21 protein-coding genes are annotated in these 22,458 nt (G+C 61.9%); 12 read left to right on the top strand and 9 right to left on the bottom strand.

Going from position 1 to position 22,458, the window contains the following annotated elements:
* Positions 1 to 82: 82 nt before the first annotated feature.
* Both AC1RQ5_RS07060 and AC1RQ5_RS07055 read right to left on the bottom strand, forming a co-directional pair.
* A complete protein-coding gene (locus AC1RQ5_RS07060) occupies positions 83 to 598 on the bottom strand; it encodes a pilus assembly protein N-terminal domain-containing protein (RefSeq protein WP_398480094.1) in 516 nt (171 codons plus the stop codon).
* Between the two features lie 162 nt (positions 599 to 760).
* On the bottom strand, positions 761 to 1,609 hold the full coding sequence (locus tag AC1RQ5_RS07055; protein WP_493197865.1) for a sterol desaturase family protein: 849 nt from the start codon (positions 1,607 to 1,609) through the stop codon (positions 761 to 763).
* A gap of 288 nt (positions 1,610 to 1,897) precedes the next feature.
* On the opposite strand from AC1RQ5_RS07055, the gene AC1RQ5_RS07050 reads away from it, so the two are divergent.
* The 10 genes from AC1RQ5_RS07050 to AC1RQ5_RS07005 all read left to right on the top strand — a co-directional run bounded on the left by AC1RQ5_RS07050 (position 1,898) and on the right by AC1RQ5_RS07005 (position 10,709).
* Positions 1,898 to 2,062, top strand: coding sequence for a Flp family type IVb pilin (locus AC1RQ5_RS07050; protein ID WP_398480090.1), 165 nt, complete (start codon positions 1,898 to 1,900; stop codon positions 2,060 to 2,062).
* Between the two features lie 85 nt (positions 2,063 to 2,147).
* A complete protein-coding gene (locus AC1RQ5_RS07045) occupies positions 2,148 to 2,282 on the top strand; it encodes a hypothetical protein (protein ID WP_493197863.1) in 135 nt (44 codons plus the stop codon).
* Between the two features lie 75 nt (positions 2,283 to 2,357).
* Complete coding sequence (locus tag AC1RQ5_RS07040) at positions 2,358 to 2,882, top strand: A24 family peptidase (RefSeq protein ID WP_398480086.1); 525 nt, start codon at positions 2,358 to 2,360, stop codon at positions 2,880 to 2,882.
* Positions 2,883 to 3,004: 122 nt separating this feature from the next.
* Positions 3,005 to 3,799, top strand: a complete 795-nt coding sequence (gene cpaB / locus AC1RQ5_RS07035; protein ID WP_398480084.1) for a Flp pilus assembly protein CpaB — start codon at positions 3,005 to 3,007, stop codon at positions 3,797 to 3,799.
* Between the two features lie 23 nt (positions 3,800 to 3,822).
* Complete coding sequence (locus AC1RQ5_RS07030; protein ID WP_398480081.1) at positions 3,823 to 5,265, top strand: type II and III secretion system protein family protein; 1,443 nt, start codon at positions 3,823 to 3,825, stop codon at positions 5,263 to 5,265.
* A gap of 13 nt (positions 5,266 to 5,278) precedes the next feature.
* Positions 5,279 to 6,010, top strand: coding sequence for a CpaD family pilus assembly protein (locus AC1RQ5_RS07025; RefSeq protein ID WP_493197861.1), 732 nt, complete (start codon positions 5,279 to 5,281; stop codon positions 6,008 to 6,010).
* Positions 6,007 to 7,278: a CpaE/TadZ family protein gene (locus tag AC1RQ5_RS07020; RefSeq protein ID WP_398480077.1), complete on the top strand. Its 1,272-nt coding sequence runs from the start codon at positions 6,007 to 6,009 to the stop codon at positions 7,276 to 7,278. Before AC1RQ5_RS07025 ends, AC1RQ5_RS07020 begins: the two co-directional genes overlap by 4 nt.
* Before the next feature lie 21 nt (positions 7,279 to 7,299).
* Entirely contained in the window at positions 7,300 to 8,739 is a 1,440-nt protein-coding gene (locus tag AC1RQ5_RS07015) for a TadA family conjugal transfer-associated ATPase (RefSeq protein WP_398480075.1), read from the top strand.
* Between the two features lie 11 nt (positions 8,740 to 8,750).
* Positions 8,751 to 9,725 (top strand): type II secretion system F family protein, encoded by a 975-nt coding sequence (locus tag AC1RQ5_RS07010; protein WP_398480073.1) that lies wholly within the window; start codon positions 8,751 to 8,753, stop codon positions 9,723 to 9,725.
* Positions 9,726 to 9,734: 9 nt separating this feature from the next.
* A complete protein-coding gene (locus AC1RQ5_RS07005; RefSeq protein WP_398480071.1) occupies positions 9,735 to 10,709 on the top strand; it encodes a type II secretion system F family protein in 975 nt (324 codons plus the stop codon).
* Positions 10,710 to 10,720: 11 nt separating this feature from the next.
* On the opposite strand, the gene AC1RQ5_RS07000 is transcribed toward AC1RQ5_RS07005, so the two are convergent.
* Positions 10,721 to 11,530, bottom strand: coding sequence for a tetratricopeptide repeat protein (locus AC1RQ5_RS07000; protein WP_398480069.1), 810 nt, complete (start codon positions 11,528 to 11,530; stop codon positions 10,721 to 10,723).
* A gap of 166 nt (positions 11,531 to 11,696) precedes the next feature.
* On the opposite strand from AC1RQ5_RS07000, the gene AC1RQ5_RS06995 reads away from it, so the two are divergent.
* Both AC1RQ5_RS06995 and AC1RQ5_RS06990 read left to right on the top strand, forming a co-directional pair.
* Positions 11,697 to 13,079 (top strand): leucyl aminopeptidase family protein, encoded by a 1,383-nt coding sequence (locus tag AC1RQ5_RS06995; protein ID WP_493197859.1) that lies wholly within the window; start codon positions 11,697 to 11,699, stop codon positions 13,077 to 13,079.
* Positions 13,072 to 13,914, top strand: a complete 843-nt coding sequence (locus AC1RQ5_RS06990; RefSeq protein ID WP_493197858.1) for a C40 family peptidase — start codon at positions 13,072 to 13,074, stop codon at positions 13,912 to 13,914. The genes AC1RQ5_RS06995 and AC1RQ5_RS06990 overlap by 8 nt, the downstream gene beginning before the upstream one ends.
* On the opposite strand, the gene AC1RQ5_RS06985 is transcribed toward AC1RQ5_RS06990, so the two are convergent.
* From AC1RQ5_RS06985 to AC1RQ5_RS06960, 6 genes are read right to left on the bottom strand one after another with little or no spacing between them, the layout of a single operon-like run.
* Entirely contained in the window at positions 13,898 to 14,545 is a 648-nt protein-coding gene (locus AC1RQ5_RS06985; RefSeq protein ID WP_493197856.1) for an NUDIX domain-containing protein, read from the bottom strand. The genes AC1RQ5_RS06990 and AC1RQ5_RS06985 overlap by 17 nt on opposite strands.
* Positions 14,546 to 14,549: 4 nt before the next feature.
* A complete protein-coding gene (locus AC1RQ5_RS06980) occupies positions 14,550 to 16,187 on the bottom strand; it encodes an ABC transporter ATP-binding protein (protein ID WP_493197854.1) in 1,638 nt (545 codons plus the stop codon).
* Positions 16,188 to 16,196: 9 nt separating this feature from the next.
* Positions 16,197 to 17,375 carry an ABC transporter permease gene (locus AC1RQ5_RS06975; protein WP_493197853.1) on the bottom strand — a complete coding sequence of 393 codons (1,179 nt, stop codon included), beginning with the start codon at positions 17,373 to 17,375 and terminating at the stop codon, positions 16,197 to 16,199.
* Positions 17,375 to 18,484, bottom strand: coding sequence for a microcin C ABC transporter permease YejB (locus AC1RQ5_RS06970; protein WP_493197851.1), 1,110 nt, complete (start codon positions 18,482 to 18,484; stop codon positions 17,375 to 17,377). The genes AC1RQ5_RS06975 and AC1RQ5_RS06970 overlap by 1 nt, the downstream gene beginning before the upstream one ends.
* A 1-nt stretch (position 18,485) precedes the next feature.
* On the bottom strand, positions 18,486 to 20,345 hold the full coding sequence (locus AC1RQ5_RS06965) for an extracellular solute-binding protein (RefSeq protein ID WP_493197849.1): 1,860 nt from the start codon (positions 20,343 to 20,345) through the stop codon (positions 18,486 to 18,488).
* 14 nt (positions 20,346 to 20,359) lie between these two features.
* Complete coding sequence (locus tag AC1RQ5_RS06960) at positions 20,360 to 22,264, bottom strand: extracellular solute-binding protein (protein WP_493197847.1); 1,905 nt, start codon at positions 22,262 to 22,264, stop codon at positions 20,360 to 20,362.
* Positions 22,265 to 22,458: the final 194 nt, after the last annotated feature.

Here is a 22,458-nt window from a genome sequence, read left to right as displayed (position 1 = left end):
GATCCGTTAACAATCGCTTAACCATGTCCGTCACGGCAATGGAGCCGCGCGTTCTCGCGCGGCTACACAACGTCATGCGAAATCAGTTGACCTTGCCAGGCGTGCCGCTTGCAGCCCCCGTGGTCGCCGCCTGCCCGCCGATGGCGCCGGCCTGATCCATGGTCGACTTGAAGTAGTTTTCCGCATCACCCAGCGTGACACGGCGCTCGCAATTGGGCGTGCAGCTATACGACTCGCGCGCGGTGCCGCGATAGACGGTGACCACCTTGTCCGTTGGCCCTTCCACCTGCACCACGCGGTCCATCAAAACCGAGCCGGCACGATCCAGCGCGATCACATTGGTGGCGCCATAGCCCTTGCCGGTCACCACGACCATGCCGCCTGGCTGCAGCGTGACATCGGCGATCAGCGGATTGCCGATCACGATGGTGGCGATCTTTTCGGGGAATTTGACCAGCTTGGCCTGATCGACATTGACCGAGATCATGTCATTGGCAGCCGCCGGCAGGCCGGCAACGGGGAAGAGAACGAGACCGGCGGCGAGCGCCCGCATCATCAAGGCCGCAGAGGCGCGGCTACGCAACGAAAGAAAAGACATCCTGTACTCCGGGACGATACGAGCCGGCCTAAGCAGATACGCAGCGGTGCCGGCGCCCGACATGGCAAATGTGCCGTTAATTGGTGAAGGAACAGGAAACGACGGTATCGATTGCGTCGTCCCTAACGACGAAGCCCGGCGAAGGCGCCGGGCTCGATCACATTATTGCTTGGCTGCAGAGCTCAATTGCCGGAACGGATAGGCCAATTGGCCTCCGATTTCCTTCGGCAGCGGCTCGCCATCAACACCGTAATTGTCCGGCAGCACACCCTCCGGCATCCGAAACGTGCCGAACAGGATGTCCCAGAGCGGAAAAGTGCCGGCGAAATTCGTATTGCCGCCCTGCTCCAGCGAAGTGTGATGCCAGCGGTGAAAGACCGGGGTGGCGAGGACATATTTGAACGGCCCGAGGGTCCAGTTCAGATTGGCGTGGACGAAGGCCGAGTGGAACGTCGTGAACGGACCGACCCACAGCATGATGTTGGGCGAGATGCCAGCCATCAGCAGCACCACATCGACGGCGACCGTACCAAGGAAGAGATTGACCGGGTGGAAGCGCGCCGCCGAGATCCAGTCGACTTCTTCCGACGAATGATGGATGGCGTGGTACTTCCAGAACTCGCCGCCGTGATACATGCGGTGGAACCAGTAGAGCAGGAAGTCCGAGACCACGAGGAACAGGATCGCCTGCACCCAGAGCGGCAATTGCGCCAACGGCCCGTGGCCATTTTCGTAAAAGGCGATCAGCTCGTCCGGATCGTGGATGTTGAACACCACGGCCGCTCCTAGCACGAGAAGGCCGATGCGGACCACCCGTGTCATCAACGGAACGAAGAACCAATAGCAGATGTCGGTGACGATCTCGGTCTTGCGCCACCAGGGCTTGCCAGGATTGCATGCCCAGAAATGCGTGAGCACCGTGAAGACCAGAGCGATAGCGATCGTGATCGGCACCACCTTCAGAAGGGTGTCGCCGAACATGTGCAGCACTTCCATGGGCAATGAAGACATTTTCGAATCTCACCAGTTTTCTCGCCTCAGAGTTACCGGCGCATACTTAAGGACCGATAAACCAAGTTGGGAAAGCGTGGTGTGATGACACCTAAGTCATTCTAGAATGGTCTTAAGTAGACATTTACCGTGCACAAGAAGAGACAAATGCTATCGACTTTCATCAATCGAATTAACCGCACTGCAATCCGAAACTTCTAGGGTCTGCACATGGTCACGGTGCTGAGAACGCCGGGGAGACCAGGCATCTAAGATCGACAGCCACGTGCACATATGGAGTTTTGTATTATGAAGAACCTCGTTTCGCGTTTTCTGAAGGATGAGTCTGGCGCCACCGCGATCGAATACGGCCTGATCGCTGCCGGCATCTCGCTCGCCATCATCGCCGTCGTCAACGGCCTCGGCACCAACCTGAACGGCAAGTTCAGCTCGATCAACACCTCGCTGAAGTAAGCTCGAGGCGTGATTGCAAGAAAGGCTCCGGATTTCCGGAGCCTTTTTTGTTGGACAGTTTCAATATGCGTACCAGGCCGTGCCGATGAGACACAATGCGACCCAACGCCCCTTGCTCGACGCGATCGAGATGTCGCTGCGCGAGCCCGCCGGACTTGTCTGTATCGCGCTCGTGCTGGCGCTGGCTGCCGTGATCGTGCGGATCGCGGCGGTTTGGTAAACAATCTCTTGTTTTCCGATTATTCATTTCTGCAGGCTACGCTTTGCCGTCGTTGCCGCACGGACCGTTAAAGCCATGATCCTCGATTTGACGCGTCTCCTGCTGTTTCCAGGCCTGATGGCCTATGCCGCGATCAGCGACCTCTTCACGATGACGATCTCGAACCGGATCTCGATGCTGCTGATCGCCGGCTTCGCCTTTCTCGCCTTTTTCGGCGGCATGAGCTCCTCCACGGCCCTGCTGCATCTCGGCGCAGGCGGCCTCGTATTGGTCATCGCCTTCGCATGTTTCTCGTTCGGCTGGATCGGCGGCGGCGACGCCAAGCTCGCCGCTTGCGCCGGACTGTGGTTCGGCTTCGATCACCTGCTGGAATATCTCGTCTATGCGTCGCTGTTCGGTGGCGCGCTGACGCTGCTGCTGCTGCAGGCCAGGCAATGGCCGCTGCCGTCCCCGCTGAGCCGTCAGGAATGGCTGCTGCGCCTGCATCACAAGGACAGCGGCATCCCTTATGGCGTCGCACTCGCGCTCGGCGCGCTGCTGGTCTATCCGGAAACCCAGTGGATCAAAGCCGTCGATCTCAGCCGCCTCGCGTTAGGTTGATACCGACCAGAAATCGTTAACTCGATTTAGATACCGCTCATTAACCATGCTTTGACGAATAACTGCTCAACTCCACCCTACAGCGGCGCCTGCGTCGCAGCGTAATGTGGAAAGTGAAGCGTATGAATACCGCACGTATTGTGGTCCTCGCCATTGCACTCGGTGCTGGCAGCGTGGCGCTATACCTCGCCAGCTCATCGGACGCTCCGCCCCCTCCTCCGCAGGTCGCACAACTCCCCACCACCGACGTCCTCGTCGCCAAGGGCGATATCGCGCTGGGCCAGCCGATCGGCCCGGACGACATGCAGTGGCAGTCGTGGCCGAGCAGCGCCGCCAGCGCCAATGTGATCGCCCGCAACACACGCCCTGAAGCGATGACGCAGATGGCCGGCGCGATTGCGCGCTCGCCTTTCATCGCAGGTGAACCCATCCGAGAAGCGAAGCTCGTGCGTGCCAATGGCTCCGGCTTCATGGCCGCCGTGCTGCCCTCGGGCATGCGCGCCGTTTCCACTGAAATCTCACCGGAAACCGGTGCAGGCGGCTTCATCCTCCCGAATGACCGCGTCGATGTGATCCTGTCCAAGCGCGACAAGGGCCCCGACAGCGGTGGCGCCGACAATGTGATGTCCGAGATCATTCTCAGCAATATCCGCGTGCTCGCCATCGATCAGGCGCCGAAGGAGAAGGACGGGCAGAACAACGTCGTCGGCAAGACCGCGACGCTCGAATTGAAGCCGGAACAGGCTGAATTGCTGGCACGCGCCCGCCAGAGCGGCACGCTTTCGCTCGCGCTGCGCGCGCTTGCCGACGCCAACGCGCCGGAAACACCCAGCGAGGATCCCGCTACCCGCCGCCGCGGTAGCACCATCAACATCGTCCGGTACGGCGTTTCGTCGACCGCGACGGTCACGAAGTGACGAGGGCGCAGACGATGAAGCCGATGACAACCACGAGCGGATCGATGCGGAGCCTGATGGCACGCGCGCTCTCGGTGACAGCCATCGCCGCGCTGACGCTCGGCTCTGCGCTGCCTGTCGCCGATGCGGCAGATCGTAGCTTCGACCAGGCTGCAGGTGCGGGGCAGCTGAACGCACGCTTCCTGCCGCTGGGCATCGGGAAGTCGGTGGTGATCGACCTGCCGCGCGACGTGAAGGACGTGCTCGTCGCCGATCCGAAGATTGCCAATGCGGTGGTTCGCTCGGCCCAACGTGCCTACATCATCGGCGCCACTGTCGGCCAGACCAATATCATCTTCTTCGATAGCGCCGGCCAGCAGATTGCTGCCTACGACATCGCAGTGACACGCGATCTCAACGGCATCCGTGCCGCGCTGAAGCAAACAATGCCGACCGCTGATATCCGCGTCGAAGGTCTCGGCGACGGCATCATGCTGATGGGCTCGGCCGCCAGCCAGGTCGAGGCCCAGCAGGCTGCCGATCTCGCCGCGCGGCTTGCCGGCGGCATGGACAAGGTGGTCAACAACATCTCGGTGCGCGGCCGCGACCAGGTGATGCTCAAGGTGACGGTCGCAGAAGTTCAGCGCAACATCGTCAAGCAGCTCGGCGTCGATCTGTCGGGCAAGCTGAGCTACGGCACCTCGGTCGTCAATTTCAACAACACCAATCCGTTCACAGCCAGCGGCAAGACCCTGGTCGATGGCAATTCGATTGCTGCCTCTTTCGGCAGCGGCCCATCAATCACCGCAACATTAAAGGCGATGGAGAATGCCGGCGTCATCCGCACGCTGGCCGAACCGAGCCTGACCGCGATTTCGGGTGAAACCGCAAACTTCCTAGCGGGTGGTGAATTCCCGATCCCAGGCGGCAATACCTGCGATCCCACCACCCGTATCTGTACCGTTTCGATCTCCTTCAAAAAGTTCGGTATCTCGCTCGGCTTCACGCCGGTGGTGCTGAGCGAGGGCCGCATCAGCCTGCGCGTCTCCACCGAAGTCTCGGAACTGTCGCAGGAAAACTCGGTCACCATCAGCGGCACGCAAATCCCCGCGATCAAGACCAACCGCGCCGATACCACGCTCGAGATTCCGTCGGGCGGTTCGATGGCCATGGCGGGCTTGATCAAGCAGCAGACCAAGCAGGCGATGAGCGGCCTGCCCGGCATGGCACAGGTGCCGGTGCTCGGTGCGCTGTTCAAGAGCCGCGACTATGTCAACAACAATACCGAGCTGATGGTGATCGTGACCCCTTACGTGGTCCGCGCCGTGGCGCAGAAAGACCTGTCGCGGCCGGATGACGGCTTCGTCGATGCGTCCGATCCGCAGGCGGACTTCCTCGGCACCGTCAATCGCATCTATGGCGTACCGGGCCGCAAGCCCGAGCCGGCCCGCGGCTATCGCGGCGCCTTCGGCTTCATCACGGATTGAGGCGGGAAAACAGATGACCCAGAGCAAAAGAAACTCACGCCTCGCCATCCTGACCGCAATCGTCGGTGTCACCGCCGCGCTCGGCGGTTGCAAGACCGTTGCACAGGATGACCTCGCAACAAGTGTTCCTTTCGACTATCGCCAGCGCCACCCGATCGTGGTGGAAGAGCGGCTGCACAGCATCGACGTGTTTGTCGGCAGCTTCCGCGGCGGCCTGACGGCGCCGCAGCGCGCCGACGTCATCGCCCTCGGACAGAACTGGTTGCGCGAAGGCACCGGCGTGATCACCGTCGAGGTGCCGGCGCAGACGCCGAACGCGCGCGCTGCGCAGGATTCCAGGCGCGAAGTCTATTCGCTGCTCGCTGCCGCCGGCGTGCCACCGAATGCCATCGCGAGCCGCAACTATACGCCGAACGACCCACGCCAGTTCGCGACGATCCGCGTGGGCTATCCCCTGATCGGAGCGACCGCTGGTCCCTGCGGCACCTGGCCGGAGGATCTCAGCGCCTCGATCAAGAACAAGAGCTATATGTCGAACCGGCCTTACTACAATCTCGGTTGCGCCTCGCAGCGCAATCTCGCGGCCATGGTGTCGAATCCGTCCGATCTGGTGCAACCGCGCGCTGAGACGCCTGTCTACGCCGCGCGCCGCACCTTCGGTCTCGACAAGTATCGCCAGGGCCAGGGCACAGCCACCACTTATCCCGATGCGGATAAGGGCAAGATCAGCAGCGTGGGCCAATGATCAGTTACGCGCAAAAGACCGACGACGAACTGCCCTCCGCCACGCCGACCACGGCCGCGGACGAGCATATCGCGCCAGCGCCCCGGGTCTCGATCCAGGCATTCTGCGAAACCGTCGAAACCGCCGCCGCCGTGCAGGCCGCCGGTGAAGACCGCCGGCTGGGCAAGACCCATCTCAAGATCCAGATGGGCGGCATGGCCGCCGCCATCGAGGCCTATCGCACGGCGCCGACGCCGAATGTGATCCTGCTCGAAGCCGAGCCGCGCACCGATATTCTCGGCGGGCTCGACCATCTCGCCACCGTCTGCGATGCCGGCACGCGTGTCATCGTGATCGGCAAGGTCAATGACGTCACGCTGTATCGCGAGCTGGTGCGCCGCGGCGTCAGCGATTACGTGATCGCGCCGGTCGTGACCATCGACGTCGTCCGTTCAATCTGTGGCCTGTTCTCGGCCCCTGAAGCCAAGGCTGTCGGCCGGATCATCGCCGTGGTCGGCGCCAAGGGCGGCGTCGGTGCATCCACCATCGCGCATAACGTCGCCTGGGCGATCGCGCGCGATCTGGCACTGGATTCGGTCGTCGCCGATCTCGATCTTGCCTTCGGCACCGCCGGCCTCGATTACAACCAGGATCCGCCGCAGGGCATTGCGGATGCGGTATTCTCGCCCGACCGTATCGACACCGCCTTCATCGACCGCCTGCTGTCGAAATGCACCGACCATCTCAGCCTGCTGGCTGCGCCGGCGACGCTGGAGCGCGTCTATGATTTCGGCACCGAGGCGTTCGATTCGATCTTCGACACGCTGCGCTCGACCATGCCCTGCATCGTGCTCGACGTGCCGCATCAATGGACCGGCTGGACCAAGCGTGCGCTGATCGGCGCCGACGACATTCTCATCGTCGCTTCGCCGGATCTCGCCAATCTGCGCAACACCAAGAACATGTATGACCTGATCAAGGCCGCGCGGCCGAATGATCGGCCGCCGCTCTATTGCCTCAACCAGGTCGGCGTGCCGAAGCGCCCGGAAATCAGCGCGGCTGAATTCGCCAAGGCCATCGAGACGCCGCCGATTGCGACGATCCCGTTCGAGCCGCAGATTTTTGGCGCTGCTGCCAATAACGGACAGATGATTGCGGAAGTTTCCGCCAATCATCGCACCACCGAGATGTTCCTGCAGATCGCCCAACGGCTCACCGGCCGCGGCGAGACGAAAAAGCCGCGAGGATCCTTCCTCGCCCCGCTGCTGGAGAAGTTGCGGTCGAAGTGACGACCTGCAAGGAGTTGAGTCGTGTTTGGTAAGCGTAGTGGAACAGAGCCCGATCTTCGTGCGCCTCGGCCCAGCCCTCCGCCGGCAGCGCCGAGCGTAGCGCCTGCGCCTGCCGTCGCGTCCCCGCCGCTGTCGCCGGCGCGCGCGCCTGCGCCGCCGGTCGCCGAGCGTCGCTCCGACAATTATTATCAGGTCAAGGCGACCATCTTCGGCGCGCTGATCGAAGCGATCGACCTTGCGCAGCTCGCCAAGCTCGATGGCGAATCCGCGCGCGAGGAAATCCGCGACATCGTCAACGAGATCATCGCGATCAAGAACATCGTGATGTCGATCGCCGAGCAGGAAGAACTGCTCGACGATATCTGCAACGACGTGCTCGGCTATGGCCCACTCGAGCCGCTGCTGGCGCGCGACGACATCGCCGACATCATGGTCAACGGCGCCGGCACGGTGTTCATCGAAGTCGCCGGCCGCATCCAGAAGACCGGCATCCGCTTCCGCGACAATCAGCAGCTGCTGAACATCTGCCAGCGCATCGTCAGCCAGGTCGGCCGCCGCGTCGATGAATCCTCGCCGATCTGTGACGCCCGTCTTGCCGATGGCTCACGCGTCAACGCCATCGTCCCGCCGCTGGCGATCGATGGTCCTGCGCTGACCATTCGTAAGTTCAAGAAAGACAAGCTGACCCTCGATCAGCTGGTCAAATTCGGCGCCATCTCGCCGGAAGGCGCGCAGATCCTGCAGATCATCGGCCGCGTGCGCTGTAACGTCCTGATCTCCGGCGGTACCGGCTCCGGCAAGACCACGCTGCTGAACTGCCTGACCAACTATATCGACGAAGACGAGCGCGTCATCACCTGCGAGGACGCCGCGGAACTGCAGCTGCAGCAGCCGCATGTGGTGCGCCTCGAAACCCGCCCGCCGAATATCGAAGGCGAGGGCCAGGTGACCATGCGCGAGCTCGTCCGCAACTGCCTGCGTATGCGCCCCGAGCGGATCATCGTCGGCGAAGTCCGCGGCCCGGAAGCGTTCGACCTTCTGCAGGCCATGAACACCGGCCATGACGGCTCGATGGGCACGCTGCACGCCAACAATCCGCGCGAAGCGCTGTCGCGCTGCGAATCCATGATCACCATGGGCGGCTTCTCGCTGCCCTCGCGCACCATCCGCGAGATGATCTGCGCCTCTATCGACGTCATCGTGCAGGCCGCCCGCCTGCGCGACGGCTCGCGCCGCATCACGCACATCACCGAGGTGATGGGGATGGAAGGCGACACCATCATCACCCAGGACGTGTTCCTCTATGACATCGTCGGTGAGGACGCCAATGGCGGCATCATCGGCCGTCATCGCTCGACCGGCATCGGCCGGCCGAAATTCTGGGAGCGTGCACGCTATTACGGTGAAGAAAAGCGGCTCGCCGCGGCACTCGATGCCGCCGAAGTCGCTGCGAATATCTAGAGGAGCAGCCGATGAACATGCAGGCGCTCGCTTTGGCCTTCATGGCCACCGTCGCGGTCGGAGGACTCGCATGGGTCTTCCTCTATCCGCAGCTGTCCGGCGAAAAGAAAGCCGAGGAGCGCCGCTCCTCGATCGCGCGGCCGGAGCCGAAGATCCGCTCCGCCGATCGCGCGCAGCGCTCCAAGCGCGATCAGGTCGAAACGTCGCTGAAAGAAGTCGAAGCCCGCAACAAGGAAAAGAGCAAGGTTCCACTGGGGATCCGCATCACCCAGGCCGGGCTTGACTGGAGCGAGCAGAAATTTCTCGTCATCTCCGGCATCCTGGGCCTGTTTGCATTCGCGATGACCGTGATGTTCGGCGGCGGCCTGCTGGCCGGCGCCGGTCTCGCTTTTGCGGCTGGCTTCGGCCTGCCGCGCTGGGTGCTCGGCTTCCTCAAGAAGCGCCGCGAAGATGCTTTCCTGAAGGCGCTGCCCGATGCCGTGGACGTCGTCGTGCGCGGCATCAAGGCCGGCCTGCCGCTGTTCGATTCGCTGAAAGTCGTGGCCGCCGATGCGCCGGAGCCGCTGCGCAGCGAGTTCAACGCCATCATCGAAACCCAGACCATCGGCATGCCGCTGGGCGAGGCCTGCGCACGCCTCTACGAACGCATGCCGCTGCCCGAGGCCAATTTCTTCGGCATCGTGATCGCGATCCAGCAAAAGTCCGGCGGCAACCTGTCGGAAGCGCTCGGCAACCTGTCAAAGGTGCTGCGAGACCGCAAGAAGATGAAAGAGAAGATCCAGGCGATGTCGATGGAAGCCAAGGCGTCCGCCGGCATCATCGGCTCGCTGCCACCGATCGTGATGCTGCTCGTCTATATGAGCACGCCCGACTACATCTCGCTGCTGTGGACTCATGAAACCGGCCGCCTGATGCTGGCGGGCTGCGTGGTGTGGATGTCCTGCGGCATCTTCGTCATGAAGAAGATGATCAATTTCGATTTCTGATGGTGCAACATGGTTGATCTGCTGATCGCAAAGCTGCACGACACCCGCTTCATGATGATGCTCATGGCGGCCATTGCCGTGACGGCCACTGCCTATACGCTGCTGGTGCCGCTGTTCGTCAGCGACGGCCTCACCAAGCGGATGAAAGCTGTCGCCAGCGAACGCGAGCGGCTGCGCCAGCGCGAGCGCGATCGCCTGGCCAATAGCGGAAAAGTGTCGCTGCGGCAGACGCCGAAGCAACTCGTCTCCAAGGTCGTCAGTGATTTCAACCTGACCAAATGGCTGGCGCAGGAGGCTGCGCTCGACAAGCTGGTGATGGCCGGCTATCGCGGCCAGGCGCCTTATGTCACCTTCCTGTTTTTCCGCCTCGTCACGCCGATCGTCTTTCTGGTCATGGCGGTTCTATATGTGTTCGTGATCTCGCGGATGGAGCAATCGCTACCCATCAAGATCGGCATGTGCGTCGGCGCCGCCTGGTTCGGCATGCAGGCACCGATGATCTTCCTCAAGAATGCCATCACCAAGCGCCAGCTCTCGATCCGCCGTGCGTTTCCTGATGCGCTCGATCTGCTGCTGATCTGTATCGAATCCGGCATGTCCATCGAAGTCGCATTCCGCCGCGTCTCCATCGAGATCGCTTCGCAATCGGTGGCCCTCGCCGAAGAATTCACGCTGACCACGGCAGAACTGTCCTATCTGCAGGACCGCAAGGTGGCGTACGAGAATCTCGCCAAGCGCACCGGGCTCGAAGGCGTGAAGTCGGTCTGTCTCGCGCTGATGCAATCGGAGCGCTACGGCACGCCGCTCGGCCAGAGCTTGCGCGTGATGGCCCAGGAAAACCGCGACATGCGCATGAACGAAGCGGAGAAGAAGGCCGCAGCGCTGCCGCCGAAGCTCACCGTGCCGATGATACTGTTCTTCCTGCCGGTGCTGTTCGTGGTCATTCTCGGACCGACCGGCATCAAGGTCGCGGCAATGCAGTAACGATGAAGCGCTTACGAGCGCTTCGCGTCGTCCTGGCCGCTGAACTTAGCTCCGCCACGATTGTTCAGCATCTGCTTGAGATAAGCCACATTGGCCGCCGCTTCGTCCGGCGGCAGATCGGCGCGCACGATGGTTTCGGCTTCGCTGAAGCGGCCCTGCAGACCGACAACGAGACCAAGATTCTGCCGCACGCGCGGATCGACATTGCCGCGTCCCTGTTGCGCACGACGCAGCGCAGCCTCAGCCTGGGGCAGATCCTTCGACAGCATATAGGACAGGCCGAGATTCGACAGTACCGAAGGCTCCTCGGGCCGGATCTTCAACGCATTGGCATAATAGCGACGGGCTTCGTCGTGACGGGCCATCTGATCCAGGGCAGCGCCCTGCGCCGACAGAATCCGCCAATCCGGATTGGCCGGTGTGTGCGCCGTGCCGAGCACCTCGAAAGCACGTTCGAAGCTGCCGGCATCAGCAAGGGCGCGGCCGTAGCCAGCCACCAGCGCCTTGTTGCCGGGATTGTTGAGCGTTGCCTGTTCGAATACCGAAACAGCTTGGGCGCGCTGGCCATTGGCGCGCAGCGCCTGGCCATAGCGTAACGCCACGTCCGGATCGCGCGGATTGGCGCGGAAGCGCTCGCCATAAGCCTCGATGTCGCGTGGATCGGCAGCCTGGCTCACCGGAGGCGGCGCTTCAGCGCGCGGGCTCACGGAACCGGTGACATCCGACAGGCCGGTCGTCTTGCAGCCGGCGAGGCCTGCGGCCAGAATTGCCGTGGTGGCCGCAGTCGCGAGAAACCGCGCAAGACAGAAGGGCTGACGCATGGCACTTTGACTCAACGATGATGCGAACGGACGAACCGAATGCGCCAGCAATAGAGTGTTAACCCTAATGGCTGGTTAATCGGACCATCCGGTGCCATATCCCCGGTTACCACCTCTTGACGCGTGCGGCCGCATAACGGCCCTCCCTTCAGTTGCGAGCCAAGTCATGCATTTAGCCTTCGACGCCTCCCCGACCAAGCCTGCGATCCCGATCACGTTCGTGACCAAGAGCACATGGCCGGAGATCTTGGCGACGCTGCCCGCCGCCGCGAAGGCGTTTGCCACCGCGAATGGCTTCAGCGGCAAGCCCGGCGCTTGGCTCGCTCTGCCCGATGTGGATGGCGCGATCGCACAGGTGCTGTTCGGGCTTGAAGATGCAGGCGCGACGCATCGCGACTTGTTCCGGCCCGGCACGCTGCCGGGATTGCTGCCAGCCGGCAGCTACCGCTTCGCCAATGCGCCCCATGATACACGCCTCGCGGTCCTCGCTTTCGCCCTCGGCAGCTATCGCTTCGGCCGCTATCGCACCAATGAAGCCCCAAAGGTGAAGCTGGTGCCACCGACCGATATCGACATCGCCGAAATCAGCCGCATGGCCGAAGCCGCGGCCCTGGCACGCGATCTGATCAACACGCCTTCCAACGACATGGGCCCCGAAGAACTGGCGCAGGCAGCGAAGGACCTCGCCACCCGGTTCGGCGCCAATTTCAACTGCATCACCGGCGACGATCTCGTCACCCAGAATTTCCCGCTCATCCACGCGGTCGGCATGGCCTCGACTCGCGCGCCACGCCTGATCGATTTTTCCTGGGGCGATCCGGCACATCCGAAAGTGACGCTGGTCGGCAAAGGCGTCTGCTTCGACACCGGCGGCCTCGATCTCAAGCCGTCGTCGGGCATGCTGATCATGAAGAAGGACATGGGTGGCGCCGCCAATGTCCTCGCGCTCGCGCTGATGATCATGGATGCGAAGCTGAAGGTGCGGTTACGCGTGTTGATCCCGGCGGTGGAGAACGCCGTCGCCGGCAATGCCTTCCGCCCGCTCGATGTCTTCAAGTCTCGTAAAGGCCCGACGGTTGAAATCGGCAACACCGATGCCGAAGGCCGTCTCGTGCTCGCCGATGCATTGGCGCTCGCCGACGAAGAGAAACCGGATCTGCTGATCGATCTCGGCACGCTCACTGGTGCTGCACGCGTCGCACTGGGGCCGGAGCTACCGCCATTCTACACCAATGATGAAGACCTCGCCCTCGATGTCGCACGCTCTGCAAAGGAGCAGAATGATCCGCTATGGCGATTGCCGCTCTGGGCGCCCTATGACGCGTGGCTGGATTCGAAAGTCGCCAATATCAACAACGCACCGTCGGGCGGGTTTGCCGGCTCGATCACCTGCGCGCTGTTCCTGCAGCGCTTCGTCGAATCGGCAAAGAGCTGGCTGCATGTGGACATCTATGGCTGGACGCCCTCGGCCAAGCCGGCGCGCCCCGAAGGCGGCGAATGCCAGGCTGCGCGTGCGATCTATGCTCTGCTGAGCCAGCGCTATGGATAAGCGCCTGACGCCCGCGCGGCCGGATGTCGCCGCAAAATATCTCGAAGGCAAGGTCGAATCCGCACGATTCGTGACCGGCGAGGAATGCGAGATCTCCGATGGCGTCACCTCGGTGCGGCGCGATCCATTCGCTGGCGCAATGCTGGATACGCAGGCGCTGCGCGGAGAACGATTCACGATCTATGACCGCAATGAGGAAGGCTGGGCCTGGGGACAGCTCAATGCCGATGGTTATGTGGGCTGGATCTCCGATCTTGCACTGTATCCGCCCAGTCCTGCGCCGACGCACAAGGTGACGGCACTGCGCACATTCGCCTTTCCCGGTCCGTCGATCAAAATTCCGCCAATGGATACGCTGCCGCTGGGGGCGCACCTCTCCATTGTTAAAATGACCGATGCCTTCGCTGTGGCCAGCAATGGCCATCACATTCCGAAGCAGCATGTGACCGAACTCTCATTCGTCGAGTCAGATTTCGTCGCCGTGGCCGAACGCTTTGTCGGCACGCCCTATCTGTGGGGTGGCAAGAGCAGCCTCGGCATCGACTGCTCCGGCCTCGTGCAGATTGCGCTCACAGCTGCGGGCACCGGCTGCCCGCGCGACAGCGATATGCAGGAGAGCGGGCTCGGACGTGCTCTGAACGCAACCGAGATGCAAAGCCTCAAGCGCGGCGACCTGATTTTCTGGAAAGGTCATGTCGCCATCGTCCGCGATGCCGATACGATCGTACATGCCAATGCGCATCACATGATGACGGCGATCGAGGACACCAAGAGCGCCATCGCACGGATCGCCGCGACCGGCAGCGACGTGACGAGCATCAAGCGGCTGGACTGACCGCCCGTTCGCAATAATCCTGCAAGCGATCCCGGTGCAACGCCAGCCATTGCAGGGCGCTGACCATCAATCCGTTGAAGATCTGCCCCTGATCGAGGGCAGCGATGGCGGCATCGATCGTAACGATAAACGGGCGGGTGTCTTCGTGCTCATCGGCAAGACCGCCGCGCAACGGCACTTTGCTGCTATCAATGAAACCGAGGAAGAACGTGACGAATTCATCGGTGATGCCCGGCGTCGGCAACACGCTATAGAGTTCGATCAAGCGATCCGGCGCAACACCGATTTCCTCATGGCATTCCCGAGCAGCAGCCGCGATGGCGCTCTCATCGCCATCGACGCGGCCGGCAACGATCTCGACCATCTCGCCGCGCCCCGTGGCCAGATGCGCGGGCAAGCGGAACTGGCGGAGCAGAACGATTTCGCCGCGGCGAAGATCGACGGGAAGCACAGCTGCAACCCGGCCGGCCCGCAACACGTCGCGCTGCTGTCGCAGCGTCTCGTCGTCGTCGCGAATGATCGCCACGTCATAACGCTCGTAAGGCAGATAGCCTTTCGCCACCGTGACCGGCGGCGAGACCGCGACATCCATCACGCGGTCGGCGATCGCACTTTTGTCTTCGACAGCCATGGCGTTATTGCGCCGCCGCGCCGCCCGGCACCGCCTCGATGCGGAAGGCGGCGGCAAACAGCGCGCGGGTGTAGTCGGATTTCGGATTCTTGAAGAGTTCGGCGGCGGGTCCTTCTTCCACCACCTTGCCATGGCGCATCACGATCAGATGGCTCGCCAGCGAGGCGACGACGCGGAGATCGTGGGAGATGAACATGTAGGTCAGGTCACGCTTGCGCTGCAGCTCGCGCAGGAGATCGACCATCTGCGCCTGGAACAGCATGTCGAGTGCGCTGGTTGGCTCGTCCAGCACCACGAAGTTCGGCTCCAGCACCACGGCGCGCGCAATCGAGATGCGCTGGCGCTGGCCGCCGGAGAATTCATGCGGATAGCGGAAGCGCGTCGCCGGATCGAGGCCGACATCCACGAGCGCTTTGACCACGCGCGCCTCGCGCTCGTCGTCGGACAGTTCGCGCTGATGCACCGTGAGCCCTTCGGCAATGATGTCGCCGACCGACATGCGCGGGCTGAGTGCACCAAAAGGATCCTGGAACACGATCTGCATGTCGCGCCGAAACGGCCGCATCTGCTTGAACTGCAGGCCCTGGATATCCTTGCCGAGAAATACGATCGGCCCCTGCGACGAGATCAGGCGTAGCAGCGCAAGGCCAAGGGTCGTCTTTCCCGAGCCGGATTCGCCGACGACGCCGAGCGTCTCGCCCTTGCGGATCTTGACGCTGACGCCATCGACCGCCTTCACATGACCGATGGTCTTGCGCAACAAGCCGCGCTTGATGGGAAACCACACCTTCAGATCATCGGTGGACATCACCACCGGCGCATCAGGCTGCGGCGGCGCCGGATCCGGTTTCGGCTCGGCGGCGAGCAATGCCTTGGTGTAGGGATGCTGCGGCGAAGTGAAAACCTGTTCGACAGGCCCCTGTTCGACGATCTCGCCATTCTTCATCACGCAGACGCGCTCGGCGATCCGGCGAACGATGCCGAGATCATGGGTGATGAACAGCAGGCTCATCCCGAGGCGCTGGCGAATATCGGCGAGCAGCGCGAGGATCTGTGCCTGCACGGTGACATCGAGCGCAGTGGTCGGCTCATCAGCAATGAGGAGGTCCGGCTCATTGGCAAGCGCCATGGCGATCATCACGCGCTGGCGTTGGCCGCCGGACAGCTGATGCGGATAACTGCCGAGCCGCGTCTCGGGATCGGGAATGCCGACCTGGGTCAGCAATTCGATCACCCGCGCCTTCGCTTTCGCGCCGCGCATGCCGTTATGGAGCTGCAGGATTTCACCAATCTGCGCACCGATCGTGTGCAGCGGATTGAGCGAGGTCATCGGTTCCTGAAAGATAATCGAGATATCGTTGCCGCGGATGGCGCGGATGTCGTTCTCAGACATGCCGAGCAACTCGTGCCCCTTGAAGCGAATGCCGCCCGATGGATGCGAGGCCATCGGGTAAGGCAATAGCTTCAGGATCGACAGTGCACTGACGGATTTGCCCGATCCGGACTCGCCGACCAGCGCAACGCATTCGCCCCGCTTGATGTCGAAAGAGACTTTGTTGACAGCAACTGACGTGTTGCCGCCCTGATGGAAGGCGACAGACAGATCCCGAACGTCGAGCAGTGGCTGATTGATGGCGTCCATATCGCAGCCCTACCTGAACGTCTTGCGCGGGTCGAAAGCGTCGCGCACCGCTTCGCCGATGAAGATCAACAGCGACAACATGATCGCCACTGCAAAGAAGCCCGTGAAGCCGAGCCAAGGCGCCTGCACATTGGCCTTGCCTTGCGACAGCAACTCGCCGAGCGATGGCGAACCAGGCGGGAGGCCAAAGCCGAGGAAATCCAGCGCTGTCAGGGTCATCACTGACGACGACACGATGAATGGCAGGAACGTCATGGTGGCGACCATGGCGTTGGGCAGCAGGTGCCTGACCATGATGCTGCGATTAGAGACGCCGAGGGCACGGGCGGCGGTGACATATTCGAAATTGCGGCCGCGCAGGAATTCGGCGCGGACGAGGCCGACCAGCGACACCCACGAGAACAACAGCAGGATGCCAAGGAGCACGAAGAAACCCGGCACCAGCACTGCCGACAGAATCAGCAGCAGATAGAGCGAGGGAATCGAGCTCCATATCTCGATAAACCGCTGGAAGGCGAGATCGACCCAGCCGCCGAAATAGCCTTGCACGCCGCCTGCCGCGATGCCGATGATCGAGGACAGGATCGTCAGCGTGAGGCCGAACAAAACGGAGATGCGGAAGCCATAGATCAAACGCGCGACAACATCGCGGCCCTGATCGTCGGTGCCGAGCCAGTTATATTCGAGATCGCTGCAACCCTTCAGGCCCTTCTTCTCGACCACCGGCTTGCATTGCTCTTCGGTGAGCATCCAGGTCGGCTTCGACGGCGCCGGCGTCGGCAGGTCAAGATTATGGGTGTCGTAGGAATAGCGGATCAACGGCCAATAGACGCTGCCGCCCTTCTCAGCGATCAGTTTTTGCAGGAAGGGATCGCGATAATCGGCAGCGGTTTCGAAGTCGCCCCCGAAGGTCGTTTCCGAATAGGTGACGACCGAGGGAAAATAGAGCTTGCCATCGAACTTGATCAGGAACGGACGATCATTGGCGATCAGCTCTGCGAAGAGCGAGATCAGGAACAGGGCCGAGAAGATCCAGAGCGACCAGTAGCCGCGCCGGTTGGCCTTGAAATTCTGCCAGCGGCGCTTGTTGAGCGGCGACAGGCCGAGCGGGCGACGCGACGGTGGCACGGCTTCGCCGAGCGGCGTCTGCGTGGTGGATTCGACGGGCATGGGTGCTGTGACGGTCATCAGACTTCCCGCGCCTCGAAATCAATCCGCGGATCGACCCACATATAAGCCAGATCGGAGATCAGGCCCACGACCAATCCCATCAGCGAGAAGATGAACAGCGTGCCGAACACCACGGGATAATCACGATTGAGCACGCTCTCGAAACCGAGCAGACCGAGCCCATCCAGCGAGAAGATCGTCTCGATCAGCAGCGCGCCGGAAAAGAATGCGCCGATGAAGGCGCCGGGGAAACCGGCAATGACGATCAGCATCGCGTTGCGGAACACATGGCCGTAGAGCACTTGCCGTTCGGTGCAGCCTTTGGCACGCGCCGTCATCACATATTGCTTGCGGATTTCATCCAGGAACGAGTTCTTGGTCAGCAGCGTCGTGGTGGCGAAAGCGCTGAGCCCCATGGCCACCAGCGGCAGCGTGATGTGCCAGAAGTAATCGATGATCTTCCAGTACCACGGAAACTGGCTCCAGCCGTCCGATGTGAGGCCGCGCAGCGGGAAGATGCTCCAGAACGAGCCTCCCGCGAACAGGATGATCAGCAGGATTGCGAACAGGAAGCCCGGGATCGCAAAGCCGATGATGATGATCGCCGAGGTCCAGGTATCGAAGCGCGTCCCATCCTGCACCGCCTTGCGGATGCCGAGCGGGATCGAGATGAGGTAACTGATCAGCATCATCCAGATTCCGAGCGACATCGAGACCGGCAGCTTCTCCTTGATCAGCTGCACCACCGACGTATCGCGAAAATAGCTCTTGCCGAAATCGAAGCGAACATAATTCCACACCATCAGCAGAAATCGCTCGGGTGCCGGCTTGTCGAAGCCAAACTGCTTTTCGAGATTCTTGATGAAAGCGGGATCGAGGCCCTGCGCGCCGCGATATTTCGAGTTCACGGCATCAGCGCCCGCGCCCGGCTGGGCGCGATTACCGAAGTCGCCGCCGGATGAACCTCCTGTCGCGCGCGAAGCGCCGGTGTCGGCGCCACTCATCTGCGCAATGACGCGCTCGACGGGACCGCCGGGCGCGAATTGCACCACGACGAAGGACACCAGCAGGATCCCCAGCAAAGTGGGAAACATGAGCAGCACGCGGCGTGCGATATATGCGGTCATTCTATTTGGCCTGCTCGGTCGCCGTCTTGTTGTCCGCAGCCCACCAGAGATCGGGCGCGATCATGTCGAGATATTTGGGAAGCTGCGCGGGATGCTTGAACACATCCCAATAAGCCAGCCGGTGCTTGCTCGAATACCATTGCGGCACCCAGTAGCGACCAGCGCGGATCACGCGGTCGAGTGCACGTGCCGCGAAAACCAGCTTGGCGCGGCTCTCCGCTGCGATCACGTGCTCAATCAGCGCATCGATCACGGGATCGGAAATGCCCGACAGATTCTTCGAGCCTTTGGTGGTCGCCGCTTGCGCCGTGAAAAACGGACGGAGCGAATCTCCGGGCACGGTGGAAAAACTGAAACGCTCGATCGTCATGTCGAAATCGAAATCATTGCGTCGCGCTTGCTCTTGCACGGGATCGACGAGGCGCAAGTTGGCCTCAATACCCAGCGTGCCGAGATTCTTGATGTAAGGCATATGATGAGCCTGGAAGTTGGGCTCATCGAGCAGGAACTCGATCTTGAACGGCTCGCCTTGCGCTGTCATGCGCTTGCCGTCCTTCATCACGCAGCCGGCGTCGTTCAGCAACTGGATCGCCCTGCGCAGCAGCGTGCGATCCTGACCCGAACCGTCAGACACCGGCGGCAGATAGGGATTGCCGAACACTTCGGCCGGCACCTTACCGCGGAACGGCTCGAGCAGAACAAGTTCTTCCGGCGACGGCGCGCCGGTCGCCATCAGGTCGGAGTTCTGGAATGGCGAGACCGTGCGCTCATAGGCGCCATACATGATGGACTTGTTGGTCCATTCGAAATCGAACGCATTGCCCAGCGCCTCGCGCACGCGCGGATCCTGAAACTTGGCGCGGCGCGTATTGATGAACCAGCCCTGCGCCCCGGACGGACGATCATCAGGCAGGATCTCCTGCTTGACGCGCCCGTCCTTGATGGCGGGGAAATCGTAACGCGTATTCCAGATGCGTGACGTGAATTCTTCGCGAAACAGATAATTGCGCCCCGTGAACCCTTCGAAAGCGACATCGCGGTCGCGGTAGAAATCGAAGCGCACCGTGTCGAAATTATTGAGGCCGCGACTGACGGGCAGATCCGCGCCCCACCAATCCTTGACGCGATCGAATTCGATGAAGCGCCCAACCTCGAAGCGCCCAACCTTGTAAGGACCGCTGCCAGTCGGCGTATCCAGCGTCGATTCATCGAAGGCGCGCTTGGCATAATAGGCTTGCGAAAAGATCGGCATGCTGGCGACAAAGAGCGGCACGTCGCGGCCACGCTTCTCTGCAAAAGTTACCACCAGCGTGGCGTCGTCGGTGGCCTCGATCTTCGCGACATCGCGCATCTGCTGCGTGATGATCGGATGGCCCTTTTCCTTCAACGTCGTCAGCGACCAGGCTGCATCCCTCGCTGTCAGCTTGCTGCCGTCGTGGAAGCGCGCTTCCGGGCGCACGGCAAAACGATATGTCAGGGCATCCGCGGAGATCTGCACGGACCTGGCTGCAAGCCCATACATGGCATCGGGCTCGTCGACGGCGCGAGCCATCAGCGCGGTGAAGGTCAGCCCCATCCCCTGCGCGCCATCGCCCTTCAGCACATAGGCATTCAGCGAATTGAACGTCTGGAACGACTGATTGAAAGCCTTGACCGACGGGATGGTCGAGAACACCCCGCCTTTTGGCGCCTTCACATTCACATAGTCGAAATGCGGGAAGTCGGCCGGATATTTCAGATCGCCGAAGGCCGACATGCCATGCGCCTCGCTCGCACCTTGCGCAAGCGCCGGGCTGAAACGCGTCGCAGCGATCGCGCCGAGACCAAGGCCGAGCACGTGCCGACGATTGAGCTGCGCCATGCGCGACAGCCTCCTCAAGAGCGACCGCCCGTCTTCGCTGCCTTCGCGGCATCCCACCACCAGATGGTCGGGAAGCCGGACTGGCCATATTTCGGTGGCTCGGGTGGCCGCCCAAAGCGATCCCAACGCGCAGTGCGAACCTTGCTGTAGGTGAATTGTGGAACGACGAAGTGATTCCACAGCAGCACGCGGTCCAGCGCCTTGGTTGCGGCAACCAGATCGGCGCGGTCCTTGGTGAAGATCACGCGTTCGATCAGCTTGTCGATGGCTGCATCCTTGATGCCGACGATATTACGCGACCCGGCCTGATCGGCAGCCGACGAGCCCCAATATTCGCGCTGCTCGTTGCCGGGCGACAGCGACTGCCCCCACACCGATACGACGACATCGAAATCCCAGCTGCGCAGCCTGTTCTCGTACTGTGTCGCATCGATGGTGCGCACGTTCACGCCAATGCCGAGTCGCTCCAGCGACGGCTTGAAGAACAAAGCGATACGTTCGGAGCTTGGGTCTTCACCGAGCAATTCGATCTCGAATGGTGCGCCGGTCTTGGCATTGACGAGCTTGCGATCACGGATTTCGTAACCAGCCGCCTTCAGCAACTGCGTCGCCTCGCGCAGATTGGCGCGCACGTTTTCGGCATTGCCACCGACGGGATTGGTGTAGGGCTTGGTGAAGACCTCCGGCGGCACATCGGCGCGCACCGTCTCCAGGATCTCGAGCTCGCGGCCTTCCGGCAGGCCGGACGATGCGAGTTCTGTGCCTTCGAAATAGCTTCCAATACGCTTGTACTGACCGAAGAAGATCTGCTTGTTCATCTCCTCGAAATCGAACGCATAGTTGAGCGCGCGGCGAACACGCGCGTCCTTGAACTTGTCGCGACGGATGTTCAGCGCAAAGCCCTGCATCACGCCGGAGGAGCGGTTGGTGAACTCTTCGAGGATCACGCGCTTTTCGTTGGCAGCGGGGAAGTCATAGGCGGTCGCCCAGTTCTTCGCGCTGTTCTCGGTGCGCCAATCGACCTGATCGCCCTTGAACGCTTCGAGCGCCACCGTGCCGTCGCGGAAATATTCGTAGCGGATCTCATCGAAATTGTGCTTGCCGACATTCACGGCGAGCTTGGCGCCCCAATAGTCCTTGACGCGCTCAACCACGACATTGCGGCCGGCCGCAAAATCCTTGATGCGATAGGGCGCGCTGCCGAGCGGCAATTCGAGCGTCGTGCTGCCGATGTCGCGCTTCTGGCCGGAGGCATTGGTGCCTTCCCACCAGTGCTTCGGCAGCACCGTGAGCTGGCCGACGATCTGCGGCAATTCGCGATTACCGGGCCCGTCGAAGGTGAATTTCACGTCGCGCTCGCCGGCCTTCTCGGCCTTCACCACATGGCGATAATAGCCGGCATATTGCGGCGAATATTTCTTGAAGGCCTCCAGTGAGAAGATGACGTCGTCGGGCGTCACCGGCTTGCCGTCATGCCACTTGGCTTCGGCACGCAGGCGATACGTCACCCAGGAATAGTCCTCGGGGTGACTGACGGATTCGGCGAGCAGGCCATATTCGGTCGAGACTTCGTCCAGCGATGCCGTGGTCAGGGATTCGTAGATCAGGCCAACGGCGCCGGCGATGTTGCCCTTCACACCGGCGACCGCAATGTTGAAATTGTCAAACGTGCCGACCGCGATCTGCCGCACGCTGCCGCCCTTCGGCGCATCCGGATTGACGTAATCGAAGCGCTTAAAGTTCGCGGGATATTTGATCTCGCCAAACAGCGACAGCGCATGCCGCCATTCCGCGGCGCCTGCTGCGGCCGGTTGAGCGGAGGCTGCTCCGATCACCGGGAGACTGCCGATCCCGCCGAGCACGGGGGTGAGGGCGGCGAAAGCGGAGGTCTTCAGAAGGCGGCGTCGGGAGATCGTCAATGTGCTGAATCCTGTGAACCGGAGCAATTGAGTAGAACGGTCATATGAGGCGAGGGTTCGACCGATTATGCCGGCTTTTCCGCAAGATACCACCCGACGCCTTGCTTGCATCCTAACGCGTTGCGGCCAAACGTCCCGCTTAAGCTTTGGTAATGCGCCAAACGACAACGGCCGGGCTGATGGCCCGGCCGTGA

It is taken from the genome of Tardiphaga sp. GW821-FHT12E02, assembly GCF_058807155.1.
Note: the sequence above shows the minus strand (reverse complement) of the source record. Positions and strands in the feature narration are given on the sequence as shown.

What these genes read in the sequence shown, in the direction of transcription:
- AC1RQ5_RS07055 (WP_493197865.1), bottom strand. Translation starts at nt 1,609, where the DNA reads ATGTCTTCATTGCCCATGGAAGTGCTGCACATGTTCGGCGACACCCTT.
- AC1RQ5_RS06975 (WP_493197853.1), bottom strand. Translation starts at nt 17,375, where the DNA reads ATGACCGTCACAGCACCCATGCCCGTCGAATCCACCACGCAGACGCCG.
- AC1RQ5_RS07010 (WP_398480073.1), top strand. Translation starts at nt 8,751, where the DNA reads ATGAACATGCAGGCGCTCGCTTTGGCCTTCATGGCCACCGTCGCGGTC.
- AC1RQ5_RS06990 (WP_493197858.1), top strand. Translation starts at nt 13,072, where the DNA reads ATGGATAAGCGCCTGACGCCCGCGCGGCCGGATGTCGCCGCAAAATAT.
- AC1RQ5_RS06995 (WP_493197859.1), top strand. Translation starts at nt 11,697, where the DNA reads ATGCATTTAGCCTTCGACGCCTCCCCGACCAAGCCTGCGATCCCGATC.
- AC1RQ5_RS06965 (WP_493197849.1), bottom strand. Translation starts at nt 20,345, where the DNA reads ATGGCGCAGCTCAATCGTCGGCACGTGCTCGGCCTTGGTCTCGGCGCG.
- AC1RQ5_RS06980 (WP_493197854.1), bottom strand. Translation starts at nt 16,187, where the DNA reads ATGGACGCCATCAATCAGCCACTGCTCGACGTTCGGGATCTGTCTGTC.
- AC1RQ5_RS06985 (WP_493197856.1), bottom strand. Translation starts at nt 14,545, where the DNA reads ATGGCTGTCGAAGACAAAAGTGCGATCGCCGACCGCGTGATGGATGTC.
- AC1RQ5_RS07005 (WP_398480071.1), top strand. Translation starts at nt 9,735, where the DNA reads ATGGTTGATCTGCTGATCGCAAAGCTGCACGACACCCGCTTCATGATG.
- AC1RQ5_RS07060 (WP_398480094.1), bottom strand. Translation starts at nt 598, where the DNA reads ATGTCTTTTCTTTCGTTGCGTAGCCGCGCCTCTGCGGCCTTGATGATG.
- AC1RQ5_RS07050 (WP_398480090.1), top strand. Translation starts at nt 1,898, where the DNA reads ATGAAGAACCTCGTTTCGCGTTTTCTGAAGGATGAGTCTGGCGCCACC.
- AC1RQ5_RS07045 (WP_493197863.1), top strand. Translation starts at nt 2,148, where the DNA reads ATGAGACACAATGCGACCCAACGCCCCTTGCTCGACGCGATCGAGATG.
- AC1RQ5_RS07000 (WP_398480069.1), bottom strand. Translation starts at nt 11,530, where the DNA reads ATGCGTCAGCCCTTCTGTCTTGCGCGGTTTCTCGCGACTGCGGCCACC.
- AC1RQ5_RS07040 (WP_398480086.1), top strand. Translation starts at nt 2,358, where the DNA reads ATGATCCTCGATTTGACGCGTCTCCTGCTGTTTCCAGGCCTGATGGCC.
- AC1RQ5_RS07030 (WP_398480081.1), top strand. Translation starts at nt 3,823, where the DNA reads ATGACAACCACGAGCGGATCGATGCGGAGCCTGATGGCACGCGCGCTC.
- AC1RQ5_RS07020 (WP_398480077.1), top strand. Translation starts at nt 6,007, where the DNA reads ATGATCAGTTACGCGCAAAAGACCGACGACGAACTGCCCTCCGCCACG.
- cpaB (WP_398480084.1), top strand. Translation starts at nt 3,005, where the DNA reads ATGAATACCGCACGTATTGTGGTCCTCGCCATTGCACTCGGTGCTGGC.
- AC1RQ5_RS07025 (WP_493197861.1), top strand. Translation starts at nt 5,279, where the DNA reads ATGACCCAGAGCAAAAGAAACTCACGCCTCGCCATCCTGACCGCAATC.
- AC1RQ5_RS06970 (WP_493197851.1), bottom strand. Translation starts at nt 18,484, where the DNA reads ATGACCGCATATATCGCACGCCGCGTGCTGCTCATGTTTCCCACTTTG.